General features: G+C 68.1%; 12 protein-coding genes. 4 read left to right on the top strand and 8 right to left on the bottom strand.

From position 1 onward, the window contains the following. Positions 1–28 precede the first annotated feature (28 nt). Complete coding sequence (locus TPAU_RS09755) at positions 29–1,102, top strand: peptidylprolyl isomerase (RefSeq protein ID WP_013126582.1); 1,074 nt, start codon at positions 29–31, stop codon at positions 1,100–1,102. A 198-nt stretch (positions 1,103–1,300) separates the two neighbouring features. Beyond that, positions 1,301–2,560 (top strand): IS30 family transposase, encoded by a 1,260-nt coding sequence (locus tag TPAU_RS09750; RefSeq protein ID WP_425358565.1) that lies wholly within the window; start codon positions 1,301–1,303, stop codon positions 2,558–2,560. A gap of 53 nt (positions 2,561–2,613) precedes the next feature. Here TPAU_RS09750 and TPAU_RS22375 read toward each other — a convergent pair whose 3' ends face one another. The 7 genes from TPAU_RS22375 to TPAU_RS09715 all read right to left on the bottom strand — a co-directional run bounded on the left by TPAU_RS22375 (position 2,614) and on the right by TPAU_RS09715 (position 11,320). Continuing rightward, positions 2,614–2,766: a hypothetical protein gene (locus TPAU_RS22375; protein ID WP_041944754.1), complete on the bottom strand. Its 153-nt coding sequence runs from the start codon at positions 2,764–2,766 to the stop codon at positions 2,614–2,616. A gap of 215 nt (positions 2,767–2,981) precedes the next feature. After that, a complete protein-coding gene (locus tag TPAU_RS09740) occupies positions 2,982–5,321 on the bottom strand; it encodes a RelA/SpoT family protein (RefSeq protein ID WP_013126581.1) in 2,340 nt (779 codons plus the stop codon). Positions 5,322–5,360: 39 nt separating this feature from the next. Beyond that, entirely contained in the window at positions 5,361–5,921 is a 561-nt protein-coding gene (locus TPAU_RS09735) for an adenine phosphoribosyltransferase (RefSeq protein WP_013126580.1), read from the bottom strand. After that, positions 5,914–7,038, bottom strand: a complete 1,125-nt coding sequence (secF, locus tag TPAU_RS09730) for a protein translocase subunit SecF (protein ID WP_013126579.1) — start codon at positions 7,036–7,038, stop codon at positions 5,914–5,916. Before secF ends, TPAU_RS09735 begins: the two co-directional genes overlap by 8 nt. Further along, positions 7,035–8,651 carry a protein translocase subunit SecD gene (gene secD / locus TPAU_RS09725; protein ID WP_013126578.1) on the bottom strand — a complete coding sequence of 539 codons (1,617 nt, stop codon included), beginning with the start codon at positions 8,649–8,651 and terminating at the stop codon, positions 7,035–7,037. The genes secF and secD overlap by 4 nt, the downstream gene beginning before the upstream one ends. 70 nt (positions 8,652–8,721) lie before the next feature. Then, positions 8,722–9,063: a preprotein translocase subunit YajC gene (yajC, locus tag TPAU_RS09720; RefSeq protein WP_013126577.1), complete on the bottom strand. Its 342-nt coding sequence runs from the start codon at positions 9,061–9,063 to the stop codon at positions 8,722–8,724. A gap of 136 nt (positions 9,064–9,199) precedes the next feature. Next, positions 9,200–11,320, bottom strand: coding sequence for a RecQ family ATP-dependent DNA helicase (locus tag TPAU_RS09715; RefSeq protein ID WP_013126576.1), 2,121 nt, complete (start codon positions 11,318–11,320; stop codon positions 9,200–9,202). A 128-nt stretch (positions 11,321–11,448) separates the two neighbouring features. Between TPAU_RS09715 and TPAU_RS09710 the strand changes: the two genes are divergently transcribed. Continuing rightward, positions 11,449–12,696 carry a bifunctional glycosyltransferase family 2/GtrA family protein gene (locus tag TPAU_RS09710; protein WP_013126575.1) on the top strand — a complete coding sequence of 416 codons (1,248 nt, stop codon included), beginning with the start codon at positions 11,449–11,451 and terminating at the stop codon, positions 12,694–12,696. Further along, positions 12,693–14,600: a glycosyltransferase family 39 protein gene (locus TPAU_RS09705; RefSeq protein ID WP_013126574.1), complete on the top strand. Its 1,908-nt coding sequence runs from the start codon at positions 12,693–12,695 to the stop codon at positions 14,598–14,600. Before TPAU_RS09710 ends, TPAU_RS09705 begins: the two co-directional genes overlap by 4 nt. Here TPAU_RS09705 and TPAU_RS09700 read toward each other — a convergent pair whose 3' ends face one another. Further along, positions 14,601–15,527: an SDR family oxidoreductase gene (locus TPAU_RS09700; protein ID WP_013126573.1), complete on the bottom strand. Its 927-nt coding sequence runs from the start codon at positions 15,525–15,527 to the stop codon at positions 14,601–14,603. It abuts the gene before it with no gap. Between the last annotated feature and the right edge of the window lie 22 nt (positions 15,528–15,549).

Here is a 15,549-nt window from a genome sequence, read left to right as displayed (position 1 = left end):
CTAACGGTTACTAGGAGGTCGTCACACCGTGCCGAGCAATGAGGAGCGCCGTCAGGCAGCCCGAGACAAACTCGCGCGCCAGAACGAGCGGCGTGAGGCCGAGGCCCGCAAGCGCAAGATCACGGCGATCGGCATCAGCGCCGCCGTGGTCGTCGCGCTCGTCGCCGCGGGCTGCTACATCTGGCTTCCCCAGGGCCCGCGGGCCCCCCTCCGCGTCGGCGCGGAGAACCGGTACAAGTCGCTGCACACCCAGTGCACATACCCCGACCGTCCGGATCAGGCCACGACGCTGCGGGACAACATCAAGACCACGCGCGACCAGATCGCGAAGCAGCGCGCGCAGATGGGCGCTCTGCCACCAGAGCAGCGAACCGCCACCGAGGCTCAGATCAAGCAGACCGAGGATCAGATCGCCGAGGTCGAGGCCATCCTGCCCGCCCTGGATAAGGCTGCCGATCGCAACAAGTCGGTCGCCAAGCCCGACGGCAAGGACGTGCCCAACACCGGCACTCTGGCGGGGTCGATCGCAACCAACCAGGGCACCATCGGATTCGAGTTCGACCGGTCGAAGGCCCCGTGCAATGTGCAGGCCTTCATCACCATGATCAATGCGAAGTACTTCGACAACACGATCTGCCACCGGGAGACCGCCACGCCCGGCGCGGACAAGAAGAGCGGTCTCTACGTGCTTCAGTGCGGCGACCCGTCCGGCACCGGCAGCAGCGGCCCCCTCTGGACCTCACCGGACGAGACGCCGACGTTCCTGCAAGGCGCCGCGGCTCCGTCCCAGCCGGGAATGCCGCCGACGGTGATCTACCCGGCCGGCACGATCGCGGTGGCGAACGCCAACTCGCCACAATCGGGCCAGTCCAACACGGGCGCGAACCAGTTCTTCCTCGTGTACCAGGACACCACGCTGCCCGCGAACTATTCGGTGATCGGCAACACCACCCCTGATGGGCTCAAGGTGCTCCAGGCTATCGCCAAGAAGGGCATCAAGCCCAAGCCCGGCGCACCCGCACCGAAGCCGGGGGAGCCTGTGACCGACGGCGCGCCCGCCGATCCGGGCGTCAACATCACCTCGATGGTGCTCAACTCCTAGGCTCCGCAACGAAAGGGCCCCACGGCGAACCGTGGGTTCTAGCGATCCCCGCAACACCGCGGATAGCAAGGAGTTGCGGGGATCGTGCATTCACCGATGGTGAAGAAGAGGTTCTTCAAGGAATTGGACGTGTCTGACGGCAATGTGTCGGTCGCTGCTAGGGCGGCGGGGGTGACAGTGAATACGGCGTTTGGATGGATGCGCAGGGCGGGCCTGCGTGGACGTGGGAGCACTAGCAATGGTGGTCATCCCGGCCGGGCCGAGTACGACCGGCTTCGCCGTGAGGGGGTGCTGCGGCCGGACGCTGCTCGGCGTGTCGGTGTCAGCGTTCGCACTGCTGGGGACTGGGATCGAGGGGTGCGCAAGATTGGCGATACTCGTATCCATCCCGACGGACGCAAGATCGATTACCTGACAGGTGCGGTCACGTGGGTCGGAGTGGAATCGGATGCACCGAGGCAGCGGAGCCTGCATCCACGGTTTCTGACCTTGACCGAGCGGGAAACTATCGCTGACATGCGCCGCGAGGGGGCATCGCTGCGGGCCATCGGCAGGGAGCTCGGCCGGCCAGCATCGACGATCAAACGGGAGATCGACGCTGGCGTTGTCAACGGTGCCTATCGCCCGCATCAGGCGCACCGCAGGTGGGAAAAGAGCCGGTCACGGCCGAAGCCAGCGAAACTGGCCCAGGCCGGTCCGCTGCGGGACTACGTCGAGAACAAACTGCAGGACCAGTGGTCCCCAGAGCAGATATGTCACTCTCTAGTGACCGAGTTCCCCAACGAGCAAAGTATGCGTGTGAGCGTCGAGACGATCTACCAGTCGATCTACGTTCAGGCTCGGGGCGGCCTGCGCCGTGAAGTCGCGATGGCCTTGCGAACGGGCCGCACCCGCCGCAAGCCCCACCGCCGCGCCGAACATCGCACCAGACGATTCGTCGACAAGATGGTGATGATCTCCGACCGGCCCGCCGAGGTCGAGGATCGAGCCGTGCCAGGCCACTGGGAAGGTGACCTGATCGTCGGTACTCGCAGCGAGTCCGCGATCGTCACACTCGTCGAACGCTCCACCCGCTACGTCATGCTCGGCCACCTGCCTGGCGGCCACTCCGCCGAAGAAGTCCGTGACGTGCTGGTTTCGTTGATCGGAAATCTCCCAGGACATTTGCGGGGATCACTGACCTGGGACCAGGGCTGCGAGATGGCCGCCCACCAACAATTCACGGTCGCCACCGGGGTTCCGGTCTACTTCTGCGATCCCCACTCACCCTGGCAGCGCGGAAGCAACGAGAACACCAATGGACTACTGCGCCAGTACTTCCCGAAAGGCACCGACCTGAGCGCCTACGGCCGCGAAGACCTCGAACTCGTCGCCCAGAAACTCAATCGCCGACCACGCAAAACGCTCGGCTGGAAGACACCAGCCGAGCGTTTGCGTGACCTCATTACAGCTCGCTAGCACCGATGCCCCGCGCTCGTATCGCGAGCGTAGGACATCGTGCGGCGTTTGGATCAGTGCTCGTCGTAGTGGTCACCATGCGGAGCGTGACGGTGCCCATCGTGGACGTAGTCCACGTGATCGCCGTGCTGGATAGCCTCGTGGCCGCAGTCGGGTCCATGGGCATGGTCGGAGTGGTCGTGTGCCAGGTGCTCAGTGCGCGTCATCGTCATAGGCATGATTATATGCGAATGCGTGCACGTAATGCAACGAGCACCGCGGATCCCAGAAGCGCTCCGCTGGAATACTCAGCGGAGCACTTCCGTATGGTGGGCCCTACCAGGCTCGGTGTTGCGACGATCCCTAGAATCCGCCAACGCCGTGGGGCCCTTCACGTGCCAGGAGGCGTCCGCGCCCGCCCGTGCAAGGACGGTGCTCTCGCCTACTGGGCCGAGGTCACGCGGTAGACGTCGTAGACGCCCTCCACATTGCGCACCACGTTCAGTACGTGACCGAGATGCTTCGGATCGCCCATCTCGAAGGTGAAGCGCGACACCGCGACCCGATCGCGAGACGTGGTCACCGATGCCGACAGGATGTTCACCTTCTCGTCGGCCAGCACCTTGGTGACATCCGAGAGCAGGCGATGCCGGTCGAGGGCCTCGACCTGGATCGCCACCAGGAACACCGACGACGGCGACGGGGCCCACTTCACGTCCAGGAAGCGCTCGGGCTCCTTCCGCAGCTCCGCCACGTTGGTGCAGTCCGTGCGATGCACACTCACGCCGCCGCCGCGGGTGACGAAGCCGACGATCTCGTCGCCCGGCACCGGGGTGCAGCACTTGGCCAACTTCGCGAGGACGCCCGGCTGACCGGTCACGAGCACGCCCACATCGGTGGACGGTGTCGACGGCCCCGACAGGGTGGACGGGGTACTGCGCTCGGCCAGCTCCTCCGTCGCCTCCTCGAAGCCGCCGAGCTGCTCCAGCATCCGCTGCACCACGGTGTGCGCGGACACCTGGTGCTCACCGACGGCCGTGTACAGCGCCGAGACGTCGGCGTAACGCAACTCCTTGGCGATGCCCGCCATCGACTCGGCATTGGTGAGCCGCTGCAGCGGCAGGCCCGAGCGGCGCACCTCCTTGGCGATCGCGTCGCGACCGTTCTCGAGCGCCTCCTCACGGCGCTCCTTGGCGAACCACTGCCGGATCTTCGCCTTCGCGCGTGGCGACACCACGAACGACTGCCAATCGCGCGACGGGCCGGCGTTCTCGGCCTTGGAGGTGAAGACCTCCACCACCTCGCCGTTCTCCAGCTTGCGCTCCAGGGCCACGAGCCGGCCGTTCACCCGGGCGCCGATACAGCGGTGACCGACCTCCGTGTGCACGGCGTACGCGAAGTCCACAGGGGTGCTACCGGCGGGCAGGTTGATCACATCGCCCTTCGGGGTGAAGACGAAGATCTCCTTGACGGCGAGGTCGTAGCGCAGCGATTCGAGGAACTCTCCGGGATCCGCGGCCTCCCGCTGCCAGTCGAGGAGCTGCCGCATCCAGGCCATGTCGTCGACCTCGGACAGATCGGAACCGCCCTTGCCGCCCTTGCCCTTGGTCTCCTTGTAGCGCCAGTGCGCCGCGATACCGAATTCGGCGGTGCGGTGCATGTCACGGGTGCGGATCTGCACCTCCAGAGGCTTGCCCTCCGGGCCGATGACGGTGGTGTGCAGCGACTGGTAGACGCCGTACCGGGGCTGTGCGATGTAGTCCTTGAACCTGCCCGCCATGGGCTGCCACAACGAGTGCACCACGCCGACGGCGGCATAGCAGTCCCGCACCTCATCGCACAGAATGCGTACGCCCACCAGGTCGTGGATGTCATCGAAGTCGCGGCCCTTGACGATCATCTTCTGATAGATCGACCAGTAGTGCTTCGGCCGCCCCTGCACATCGGCGACGATCCGCGACGCCGTGAGTGCGCCGTTGATCTCGGCGCGCACGCTCGCCAGGTAGGTATCGCGCGACGGTGCGCGATCGGCCACCAGGCGCACGATCTCGTCGTACTTCTTCGGGTGCAGGATCGCGAAGGAAAGGTCTTCCAACTCCCACTTCACCGTGGCCATGCCGAGTCGATGCGCCAGCGGCGCAATGACTTCCAGTGTCTCCTTAGCCTTGCGGGCCTGTTTCTCGGGAGGCAGGAAGCGCATCGTGCGCATGTTGTGCAGACGGTCCGCCACCTTGATCACCAGCACGCGCGGATCCCGCGCCATCGCGATGATCATCTTGCGGATCGTCTCCGCCTCGGCCGCACTGCCGAGGGCCACCTTGTCGAGCTTGGTGACGCCGTCGACCAAGTGCGCGACCTCGGAGCCGAATTCGGCGGTCAGCTGGTCCAAGCTGTATCCGGTGTCCTCGACCGTATCGTGCAACAGCGCGGCGACGAGGGTGGTGGTGTCCATGCCGAGCTCGGCGAGGATCGTGGCGACGGCGAGCGGATGGGTGATGTACGGATCGCCCGACTTCCGCATCTGCGTGGCGTGGCGTTGCTCAGCGACGTCGTAGGCGCGCTCGATGAGGGCCACGTCGGCCTTGGGGTACACCTCGCGGTGGAGGGCGACCAGGGGTTCCAGCACGGGCCGCACGTGATTGCGGGTGCCCGTCATCCGGCGTGCCAGCCGAGCCCGCACCCGGCGGGTGGTGGACCCCGTCTGCTCCAGATTCGGCGGCTGCGGAGCGGCCTCGGCCGTGGGGGTACGCGCGGCGTCGGATCCCTGGGACGGCAGCGACATCATTCCTCCCCGTCCTCGTGTCGTGGCTGGGCTAGGGATTCAGCCTACCGAGATCGCCGAGACTTCGACGGGACCACCCGGCATTTCCGCCAGCCGCGAACGTCCACCGAGCGCTTCGAGCTCCAGCACGACGGAGACCCGCTGCACCTGTGCCCCGGCGCGGCGCAGCAGCGCCACCGCGCCGGTGACGGTGCCGCCGGTGGCGAGCACGTCGTCGACCACCAGGACTCGGCGGCCCCGCAGGTCGATCCCCTCGGCCGGGATCTCCAATGCCGCGCAGCCGTATTCGAGTGTGTACTCCTCGCGCAACACCGGCGGTGGCAACTTGCCCGCCTTGCGCACCGCGAGAACGCCGACACCGAGTCGCAGCGCCACGCCGGAGCCGAGCAGGAACCCCCGGGCATCCAGGCCCGCCACCAGGTCGACGGCGACCGCGCCCGCCGGATCACGGCCCGATTCGGCGAGCGCGTCGATCACGGCAGCAAGGGCGGCACCGTCGGCGAAGACCGGTGTCAGGTCGGCGAAGACCACGCCGGGCTCCGGGAAGTCGGCCACGTGCCGGGTATGCGCGGCGACGGCCGCGCTGGCTTCGTCAGCCACGACGGCGGTCGCGCTTGCGCACCGGCGGACGGGAGAGCCGCTGTGCGGTCTGCACCACAGCGGACTCCGCCTCGACGCCCACGGCCCGGCGCTTGTTGAGCACCTTCTGGGTGTGCGCCTTGTACTCGGGCTTGCGCTCCTTGAGTGTCACCAACAGCGGCGACGCGAAGAACACCGACGAGTACGTACCGACGACCACACCGACCAACTGGACCAGGCCGAGGTCCATCAGGGTGCCCACGCCCAGGATCCATGCGGCGACCACCATCAGCGCCACGATCGGCAGCGCCGAGATGACCGTGGTGTTGATCGACCGCATCAGAGTCTGATTCACAGCGAGGTTGGCCTGTTCGGCGTAGGTCCTCCGGTTGGTGTGCAGTACGCCGCGCACGTTCTCCTCGACCTTGTCGAAGACGACCACCGTGTCGTAGAGCGAGAAGCCCAGGATGGTGAGCAGGCCGATCACCGTTGCGGGACTGACCTCGAACCCCGACCAGGCATAGACGCCGGCGGTGACGATCACGTCGAAGAACAGCGATGCCAGTGCGGCGAGCGCCATCTCCAACTCCCGGAAGCGGACCGCGATGTAGATCGTCACCAGCACCAGGAACACGATGAGACCGAGCAGCGCGCGCTGGGTGATCTGTCCGCCCCACGTCGAACTCACCGCTGAGAAGCTGATGGTGTTCGCGGAGGGCTTGCCGTCGCGGCCCGGGGGCTGGAACTGCTCGAAGAGCGCGGCGCGGGCCTTGGTGATCTGGTCCGCACTGAGCTCGGAGGTCGAGATCTGGTACGTCTGGGAGGCACCGGATCCGGCGGTCTGCACGGCAGACGGTGCGATACCGGTCGCGGACTGCACCACCTCGCGAGCCTTCGCGGTATCGGCTTGCGCACTGCCGACCGGGAACGACACCTGGGTACCGCCCTCGAAGTCGATGCTCAGCTTGAAGCCCGGGATCAGGATGCCGAGGATCGCGATCACGATGATGATGCCGGTGGCGATGTAGTAGCGGTTGCGGCGTCCGATGATGTCGAAGGCACCGGTGCCCGTGTAGAGCTTGGTGAAGAATCCGGCCTTCTTCTCCTGCTCGGAGACCTGAGTCGTGGTGTCGCTCATGCCTTCGTCTCCCCTGCGTTCGAGCCGGTACTCGCGTCCTTGGCCGTGGCACCCGTGTTCGCTACCGCGCGGCGCCGCTCGCGACCGATCGCTGCGACCGCACCGAGCCCGTTCATCGACGGCTTGGCGAAGAAGTCGGTGCGGGAGGCCAGCACCACCAGGGGATGCGTCACCAGGAACACGATCACCACATCGAGGACGGTGGACAGGCCGAGGGTGAACGCGAATCCGCGGACATCACCGACGGCGAGGATGTACAGAACCACGGCGGAGAGCAGGGACACCGCGTTGCCGGTCCAGATCGTGCGGCGGGCGCTGGCCCAGCCGCGCGGGACGGCGGAGCGGAAACTGCGCCCGTCGCGGATCTCGTCCTTAATGCGTTCGAAGTAGACGACGAAGGAGTCGGCGGTCATGCCGATACCGATGATGATGCCGGCGATACCGGACAGGTCGAGCGAGTAGCCGATCCACCGTCCGAGCAATACCAGCAGTCCGTACAGCAGCGCGATGGACAGCACCAGCGACAACGCCACCAGCACGCCGAGCGCACGGTAGTAGGCGAGCGCGTAGATCAGCACCAGAACCAGTCCGATGAGGCCGGCGATGACGCCGGCGCGCAGCGAGTCGAACCCGAGCGTAGCGCTCACCGTCTGCGCGGTGCCGGCCTTGAACGACAGCGGCAGCGAGCCGTACTTCAGCACGTTCGCGAGGTCGGCGGCGGACTGCTGGTTGAAGCTGCCGGAGATCTGTGTCTGACCACCGGTGATCGGCTCGTTGATCTGCGGCGCGGTGATCACCTGCGAGTCGAGGACGAAGGCGGCCTGCTTCCCGCGATTGTTCGAGGTGTAGTCGGCCCACGCCTTGGCGGCGTCGCCCGTGAACTCCAGCGTGACCACGTACTGCGCCTGGTTCTGGGGAATGCCCGAACTGGCGTTCTTGATCGACTGGCCGTCGATGATCGACGGGGCCAGCGTGTACACCATCCGCGGCTGCGGGTTCTTCGGGTCGTTCTCGAGCTTGCCGCAGGTGACCAGCGGCAGCTTCGGATCGTCGTTACCCGCGAGCGGATCGGTGGCATCGCAGTTGAGCTGCGAGGCCGCCTTCTGCTGAGCCGCCGGATCGGTGGACTGCCGGGCCGCCTTCGCGTCGAGCAGGGCCTTCTTCGCGGTATCGGGATTGGTGAGATCGGGCGCCGGGGCATTCGGTTGCGGCGTCGCCGGCACCGCGCTGAGTACCGGGCGCACCAGCAGGCGGGCGGTCTGGCCCAGTGTGCGGGCCTGGTCGCCGTCCTCGCCGGGCACGGTGATCACCAGGTTGCTGCCGTTGATCTTCACCTCGGATCCGGCGACACCCAGGCCGTTCACGCGCTGGTTGATGATGTCGCGGGCCTGCTCCAGCTCCGGTGAGTTGGAGTCGGGCACGGTGCCGTCAGGTCGCGTGGCCTGCAGGGTGACCGAGGTCCCGCCCTGCAGGTCGATGCCCAGCTTGGGCTCGGGCTTCTTGTCGCCGGTGAAGAAGATCAGGCCGAACACGGCGATGAGCAGCACGCCGAAGAACGCGAGTGGCTTCCACGGATCTCCGCTTCCGTCACGGCTCGATGAGGTCTTGGCCACGGGTAGTTACTGCTCCTCGACGTGGATGGAGTGCTCGGCCCCCGGGCCGAGCGTCAGGGGTCGGTACGGTTCAGCGGTCCTCGGGACGCTTGTCGTTCTCGACCTCGGGGGTGGTGTCGGCGTCGGGGATCGACTCGATGTCGGGAGCGTCCAGCTCCTCCGGCGTGATCACCTTGGCGACGGCGCGACGCACCCAGGTGGTGGTGATACCGGGGGCGATCTCCAGCTCGATGGTGTCATCGCCGAGCCCCACGACGGTGCCGTAGAGGCCGGTGGAGGTCATGACCTCGGTGCCGACGCCGAGGTTCTCCTGCATCTGCAGCGTCTCGTTCATCTGCTTCTTCTGCTTGCGGAAGCTGAAGAACATGAAGCCGAGCATCATTACGAGCAGCAGGGGCAGCACGAGTTCCATCGTCGATCTCCTTCGATCATCGGGGCGCGGGGTCGCTCCGCGGGGCAGCCGCCCGGGTCGCGGGCAGCACTCGACCGTCCAGTGTTCCACAGCGCACAGAACGCGGGCCGTTCCCCCTGGCCGAGCGTGGTTCGGATCAGGCCGGACGGTGCAGGACCAGCGGCAGCACGCATGCGGCACCGGCCTCGCGCAACCGGGCCGCTGCGATCGTGACGGCCCACCCGGTGGACGTGGAGTCCACGACGAGCAGCACCGCGCGAGCACGGACCGCCGAGGCGGAGGCATCGTCGACCGTGATCGTGTCGAGCCAGTGCGCGGCCTCCTGGGCGCCGGACGCATCACGGCCGGGGGCCGGGCCGCGCGGTACGGGCAATGTGATCCGATCCAGCCTGCCGATCTCGGCGATACGGTCGGCGACCGGCTCCACCGGCTGAGACCGATCAGTGACCTGCAGCGACACCACCACGTCGGGGCGGGCGCGCCACTGCTGACGCCAGCGGGACAAGGTGGCGACGGCGGCGTCCGCGAGGTCGGACACGGCGTGGGAATCGCCCGACCGGGCTGCGGCAATCGTGCCGGTCCATTCGGGCGCGTCGGCGAACACGATCACCCGGCCGGGTTCGGCGGCGACATCGGGGGCGATGCGTCCCTTGCGACCCGATACTCCGCCGGGCCACATTTTTCGCGGATCGAGCACCTGGCTCTGCGCACGCAGGGCGCCGCCGACCAGCCGGGCGGTCTCGGGTGGCGGCTCCTGCCCCAATCCGTCGGGGACGTGGCCGAGGCAGACGGAGCAGCGGCCGCAGGGCGCGGCTTCGGGGTCGTCGAGCGACTCGGTGAGCAACTGCATGAGACAGCGTTCACCACGGGTGTAGGCGCGCATGATGTCGGCCTCGCGGCGCCGGGTGGCCACGATGCCGTCGTAATGCGCGCCGTCGTAATGCCAGTTCGCTCCGGTCAGCCGGTATCCCCCCTCGACGCGCTCGACGGCACCGTCGACGGCGAGCTGCTTGAGCATGAGGTCGATCCGGGTACGCCGCAGTCCGGTGCCCGCTTCGAGCGCGATGGCCGAGAGGCCCTCGCCCGTCTCGTCGTCCCCGAGAGCGGTGAGCACCGTCGCCATCTGCTCGGGATCTGGAATCGTGGCGGTCGCGAAGTAGTCCCACACGCCGGCATCCGACTCGGACGGGAGCAGCGCGACGACGGCGTGGTCGATGGCGCGCCCGGCACGACCGACCTGCTGGTAGTACGACACGGGCGACGGCGGCGAGCCCACGTGCACCACGAAACCGAGATCGGGCTTGTCGAAGCCCATCCCGAGCGCCGATGTCGCGATGAGCGCCTTGATCTCGTTGGCGCGCAGCGCATCTTCGAGGCGCTCCCGGGTGTCCGGGTCCAGCTTTCCGGTGTAGGCGGCCACCGGGTAGTCGGCGCCGTGCACCGCCCGGATCCCGTCGACGAGGCGTTCGGCGTCGGACACGGTGAGCGCGTACACGATTCCCGATCCGGGGAGATCGGGCAGGTGCCGGGCGACCCACGCGTAGCGAGTGATCGGGGCCAGTGTGGGGAGCACGTTCAGTTGCAGGGAGCGCCGGGCGAGCGGGCCGCGCAACACCAGTGTGGCGTCGCCCAACTGCGCCGCGACGTCGGCGGTGACGCGGGCATTCGCGGTCGCGGTGGTAGCGAGAACCGGGGTCGCCGGGTGCAGCCGCGTCAGCACGTCCGACACGCGCCGATAGTCCGGGCGGAAGTCGTGGCCCCAGTCGGAGACGGCGTGCGCCTCGTCGATCACGAGGAGCCCGAGCTTCCCCTCAAGCGCCGCCAGGACGCGGCGTCCGAACGACGGATTGGCCAGGCGCTCGGGTGAAACGAGGAGTACGTCGATCTCGCCGGCCGCGAGCCGCGCTTCGATGGCGCCCCACTCCTCGAAGTTCGACGAGTTGAGCGTGGCGGCACGCAGTCCGGCTCGCTCGGCAGCGGCGACCTGATCGCGCATGAGGGACAGCAGTGGTGACACGATCAGGGCGGGACCGGCTCCTTCCGCGCGCCGCAGCGCGGTGGCTACCCAGTACACCGCCGACTTGCCCCATCCGGTGGCCTGCACCACGAGCACCCGTGCAGCCGGTTCGAGCAGTGATGCGACGGCGGTCTCCTGGTCGGCACGGAGCGCGGCACCGGGCCCGGCGAGCGCCTCGATCACCGCGCGGGCCCGCTGGGCGCGCGCACCGCTCAGCACGGCATGGTCCTGCTCCGACATCGCGTCCCCTCGTCTCTGTTGTCTCCGAGGCTAGGCGCTGCCACCGACAGATCTCGGGTGGGCGTCTCCCAGCGACCCCACAGAGTGCCCGCAGGGTCACGGCAGCGGGGCGCTGAAAGCTCAGCGGCATGACAACCGAGACCGCACCCGACGGTACGCGCTTGGCCGCGGCCGAATCCCGACATGCGGCATCGCCCGCCGCCCCCGTCCTCGACATCGTGATCCCCGTGTACAACGAGGCGCACACCATCGCCCACTGCGTGGAGACCTTGCACGCCTACCTCACCGACACCCTGCGGGTCCCTGCGCGCATCACCATCGCCGACAATGCGAGCACCGACGAAACCCTGCGCGTGTCCCACTCCCTGGCGAGCGCCATCGACGGAGTCCGCGTGGTGCACCTGGACGCGAAAGGCCGTGGCCGGGCGCTGCGCCGAGTGTGGTCGGAGTCCGATGCGCAGGTGCTCGTGTACATGGACGTCGACCTGTCCACTGACCTCAACGCCCTGCTCCCGTTGGTCGCTCCCCTCATCTCCGGACACAGCGACCTCGCGATCGGCACCCGGCTGGGCCGTGGTGCCCGAGTGCGACGGGGCCCCAAGCGGGAATTCATCTCCCGCGGCTACAACGTGCTGTTGCACACCGCGCTGCGCGTGCGCTTCTCCGACGCCCAGTGCGGATTCAAGGCGATCCGCACCGACGTCGCGCGGGAGTTGCTACCCCTGGTGGAGGACGGTGAATGGTTCTTCGACACCGAACTACTGGTGCTGGCGGAGCGCGCCGGACTGCGCATCCACGAGGTCCCGGTCGATTGGACCGACGATCCGGACAGCCGGGTCGACATCGTCGATACCGTGGCCAAAGATCTGCGAGGCATGGCCCGTGTGGGTCGGGCGCTGGCGGCCGGGCGGCTGCCACTCGACGACGTACGTCGTGCGGTCGGACGCGACGAACCCCGGATCGCCGGCGTGCCGCACGGGATGATCGGTCAGCTCGCCCGGTTCGCGGTCGTCGGTTTGGCGAGCACGGTGGCCTACGCAGTGCTGTATCTGGCGCTGCACTCGGCGATCGGCGCACAGGCCGCGAACTTCGCAGCGCTCCTCATCACCGCCGTGGGCAACATCGCCGCGAACCGCGCATTCACCTTCGGTGTGCGAGGCCGGCGCGGCGCGATGCGGCACCACACGCAGGGCCTGGTGGTCTTCCTCGTCACGTGGGCACTCACCGCCGGAAGTCTGGCACTGCTGGCGACGGCGGCGCCCGCAGCATCCCGGGAGCTGCAGCTCGCGGTGCTGGTGATCGCGAATCTGGTGGCGACGGTGCTGCGCTTCGTGGGCATGCGGCTGATCTTCCGGTCCCCCGGGGCCGCCCCGTGACGCGGCTACAGGAACGGGGCGCGATCGCCGTTCTCCTGGCGGGGACGGCGATCGCGTACGTCTGGGGGCTGGGGCGGGCCGGATGGGCGAATGCGTTCTACTCGGCAGCGGTGCAGGCCGGAACGGTGAGCTGGAAGGCCCTGTTCTTCGGCAGTTCCGACGGCGCCAACTCGATCACCGTCGACAAACCGCCCGCATCACTGTGGGTGATGGAACTCTCGACACGGATCTTCGGTGTGAACTCCTGGGCGATGCTGGTTCCGCAAGCGCTCCTGGGGGTCGCCGCGGTCGCTCTCCTGTACGCCACGGTGCGCCGCCGGTTCGGCGCCGTGGCGGGCCTGCTCGCCGGGCTGATCCTGGCAGTCACGCCGGTGGCGGCCATGATGTTCCGATTCAACAATCCCGATGCGCTGCTCGTTCTCCTCATGATCGCCGCGACGTGGGCGATGCTACGGGCCGTCGAGGACGGCCGGTGGCGGTGGCTCATCGTGTGCGGTGCCTTCGTGGGTGTCGGGTTCCTGACCAAGCAGCTCGCCGTGATGCTCATCGTCCCCGGGCTGGCGCTGACATACCTGGTCGCGGGACCGCCGAAGATCGGTGTCCGCATCGCCCAGTTGTTCGCCGCGGGCACCTCGATGATCGTCGCGGCCGGCTGGTGGCTGCTGACCGTCGAGCTGTGGCCCGCAGCGTCGCGGCCATGGATCGGTGGCTCGCAGAACAATTCCATCCTGGAACTCACACTCGGATACAACGGGCTCGGCCGGCTCAACGGCGACGAGAAGGGCAGCGTGGGCCCCGGCCGCAGCGGGATGGAGGTACCCGCGGGTTTCGAGCTGCCGCCCGGGATCGAGATGCCGGATCGCCACGGCGGCGGCATGTTCGGTGACGCCGGGGCCTTGCGCATGTTTGCACCCGCGCAGGCCGGGCAGATCGCCTGGCTGCTCCCCGCCGCGTTGATCGCCTTTGTCCTGGTGCTGGTCCTGCGTCGGAGCGCTCCGCGCACCGACGGCGACCGGGCTGCCGTGATCGCCTGGGGCGGCTGGCTGCTCGTTACCGGGGTCACCTTCAGTTTCATGGCCGGCATCTTCCACCCGTACTACACGGTGGCACTCGCGCCGGCGATCGCGGCGCTGGTCGCGATCGGCACGACCGTGGCCTGGCGCGAGCGCGACCGGACATGGGTGCGGGTAGTCGGCGCCCTCGCCGTCGCCGCGACCGGCGCGACCGGCTGGTACGTCCTCGATCAGACCCCGAACTGGAATCCGTGGCTGCGCTGGGCGATCGCGGCGGCCGCCCTCGTTTCGGCGGTCGCGATCCTTGCCACGGCAGCGCCCGCAATAGGTCGGACACGGCGACTCACGGCGACGATCGCCGTCACCGCACTGTTCGCCGCTCTTGCCGGTCAGGTGGCGTTCACCGCGGAGACGATCGCGTCACCACGGCAGGGCGCCATCGTCTCGGCGGGGCCATCGAGCGGGCACGGTTTCGGACCGGGCCGTGGTCGTGGCCGGATGGACAGATCGGGTGGCGGAACATCGTTCTTGCAGGGCAGCACCGCAGGACCGAAGGTGACCGCGTTGCTGCTCGCGGACGCGGACCGATACACCTGGGTGGCCGCGACAGTCGGCGCGAACGCCGCCGCCGGCTACCAATTGGCGACGGCGAGGCCCGTGATGCCGGTCGGCGGCTTCAACGGCACCGACCCCTCCCCCACGCTCGACCGGTTCCAGCAGTACGTGCGGGACGGCCGGATCCACTACTTCCTCGCCGAATCGGGCAGTGGCTTCGGCGGATTCGGCGGCTCCGGCACCGCATCGCAGATCCGGTCGTGGGTGGAGACGACGTTCTCGTCGCGCACCGTTGACGGGGTCACGGTCTACGACCTCACCGCCCCCACGCGGTGATCAGTCGCGGCGCCCGGCCCAACTATCGGGCCGGGTGCCGTCGATGTCGGTAATGCCATAGGCGTCCGCGAGTGCCGCTGAACTCAGTGACCGCTGGTTCCATCGATCGCGCTCGGGATCCGCGGCGAGCGCTGCGATCCCGCGGCCGACGTAGCGGGGCGACTCGGAGTAGGCGAAGCCCGGCGGCGCCGTCGGATACCCGGGACGCACGGTCAGCGCGGCGCGCCAGTCGTCCTCGGTGACGCCGTAGGCATCGAGCATCATCTCCGAGCGCAGCCATCCGGGAGTGACGGCGACGGCGGCCGCGCGGTGGTCGGCGAGCTCGTGGCCCTGGGAGAAGGCCAGCCGGTTGATCGAGGCCTTGGCGAGATCGTAGAACACCGATATCCGGTAGGTAGCGGCATTGAATTCTGCTGTTCCATCGGTTATTTCGACGATCAGCCCGCCGGGATGGCCGATCAGCAGCGGGCTCAAGAAGTGCGCGGTGATGAGGTGGGTATCGACGGCGAGGTGGAGGAGGCGCAGCCCGGCGTCGAGGTCCTGGCGCCACAGCGGAGTGTTCCACGTGGCCGGCGCTCCCTTGAGCAGTTCACCGCCCCAGATGTCGTTGACCAGGAGGTCGATCCGACCGTAGTCGGATCGGAGGCGATCGGCGAGACGGGATACCTGCTCAGGGTCGAGATGGTCGACCTGGACGGCGACACCGATACCGCCGAGAGCATCCACGAGTTCAGCGGTCTCCTCGATCGTCTCGGGACGCGGATAATCGGAGACGATCCTGGAGTCACCCGAGCGGCTGCTGCGGCCGGTGCACACGACAGTGGCTCCTTGTTCCGCCAGACCGGCGGCGATCCCGCGGCCCGCGCCGCGCGTGGCCCCCGCGACCACCGCGACACGGCCGCGCAGCCGATCCCGGACCTGCTCCACTCCTCGGGTCTAGCAGACCCAC

This window comes from Tsukamurella paurometabola DSM 20162, from assembly GCF_000092225.1.
GTDB lineage: Bacteria > Actinomycetota > Actinomycetes > Mycobacteriales > Mycobacteriaceae > Tsukamurella > Tsukamurella paurometabola.
Note: the sequence above shows the minus strand (reverse complement) of the source record. Positions and strands in the feature narration are given on the sequence as shown.

Excerpts from the sequence above, each read along its gene's own strand:
- TPAU_RS09750 (WP_425358565.1), top strand. The coding sequence starts at position 1,301 with ATGCGCAGGGCGGGCCTGCGTGGACGTGGGAGCACTAGCAATGGTGGT.
- TPAU_RS22375 (WP_041944754.1), bottom strand. The coding sequence starts at position 2,766 with ATGACGCGCACTGAGCACCTGGCACACGACCACTCCGACCATGCCCAT.
- TPAU_RS09740 (WP_013126581.1), bottom strand. The coding sequence starts at position 5,321 with ATGTCGCTGCCGTCCCAGGGATCCGACGCCGCGCGTACCCCCACGGCC.
- secF (WP_013126579.1), bottom strand. The coding sequence starts at position 7,038 with ATGAGCGACACCACGACTCAGGTCTCCGAGCAGGAGAAGAAGGCCGGA.
- yajC (WP_013126577.1), bottom strand. The coding sequence starts at position 9,063 with ATGGAACTCGTGCTGCCCCTGCTGCTCGTAATGATGCTCGGCTTCATG.
- TPAU_RS09715 (WP_013126576.1), bottom strand. The coding sequence starts at position 11,320 with ATGTCGGAGCAGGACCATGCCGTGCTGAGCGGTGCGCGCGCCCAGCGG.
- TPAU_RS09710 (WP_013126575.1), top strand. The coding sequence starts at position 11,449 with ATGACAACCGAGACCGCACCCGACGGTACGCGCTTGGCCGCGGCCGAA.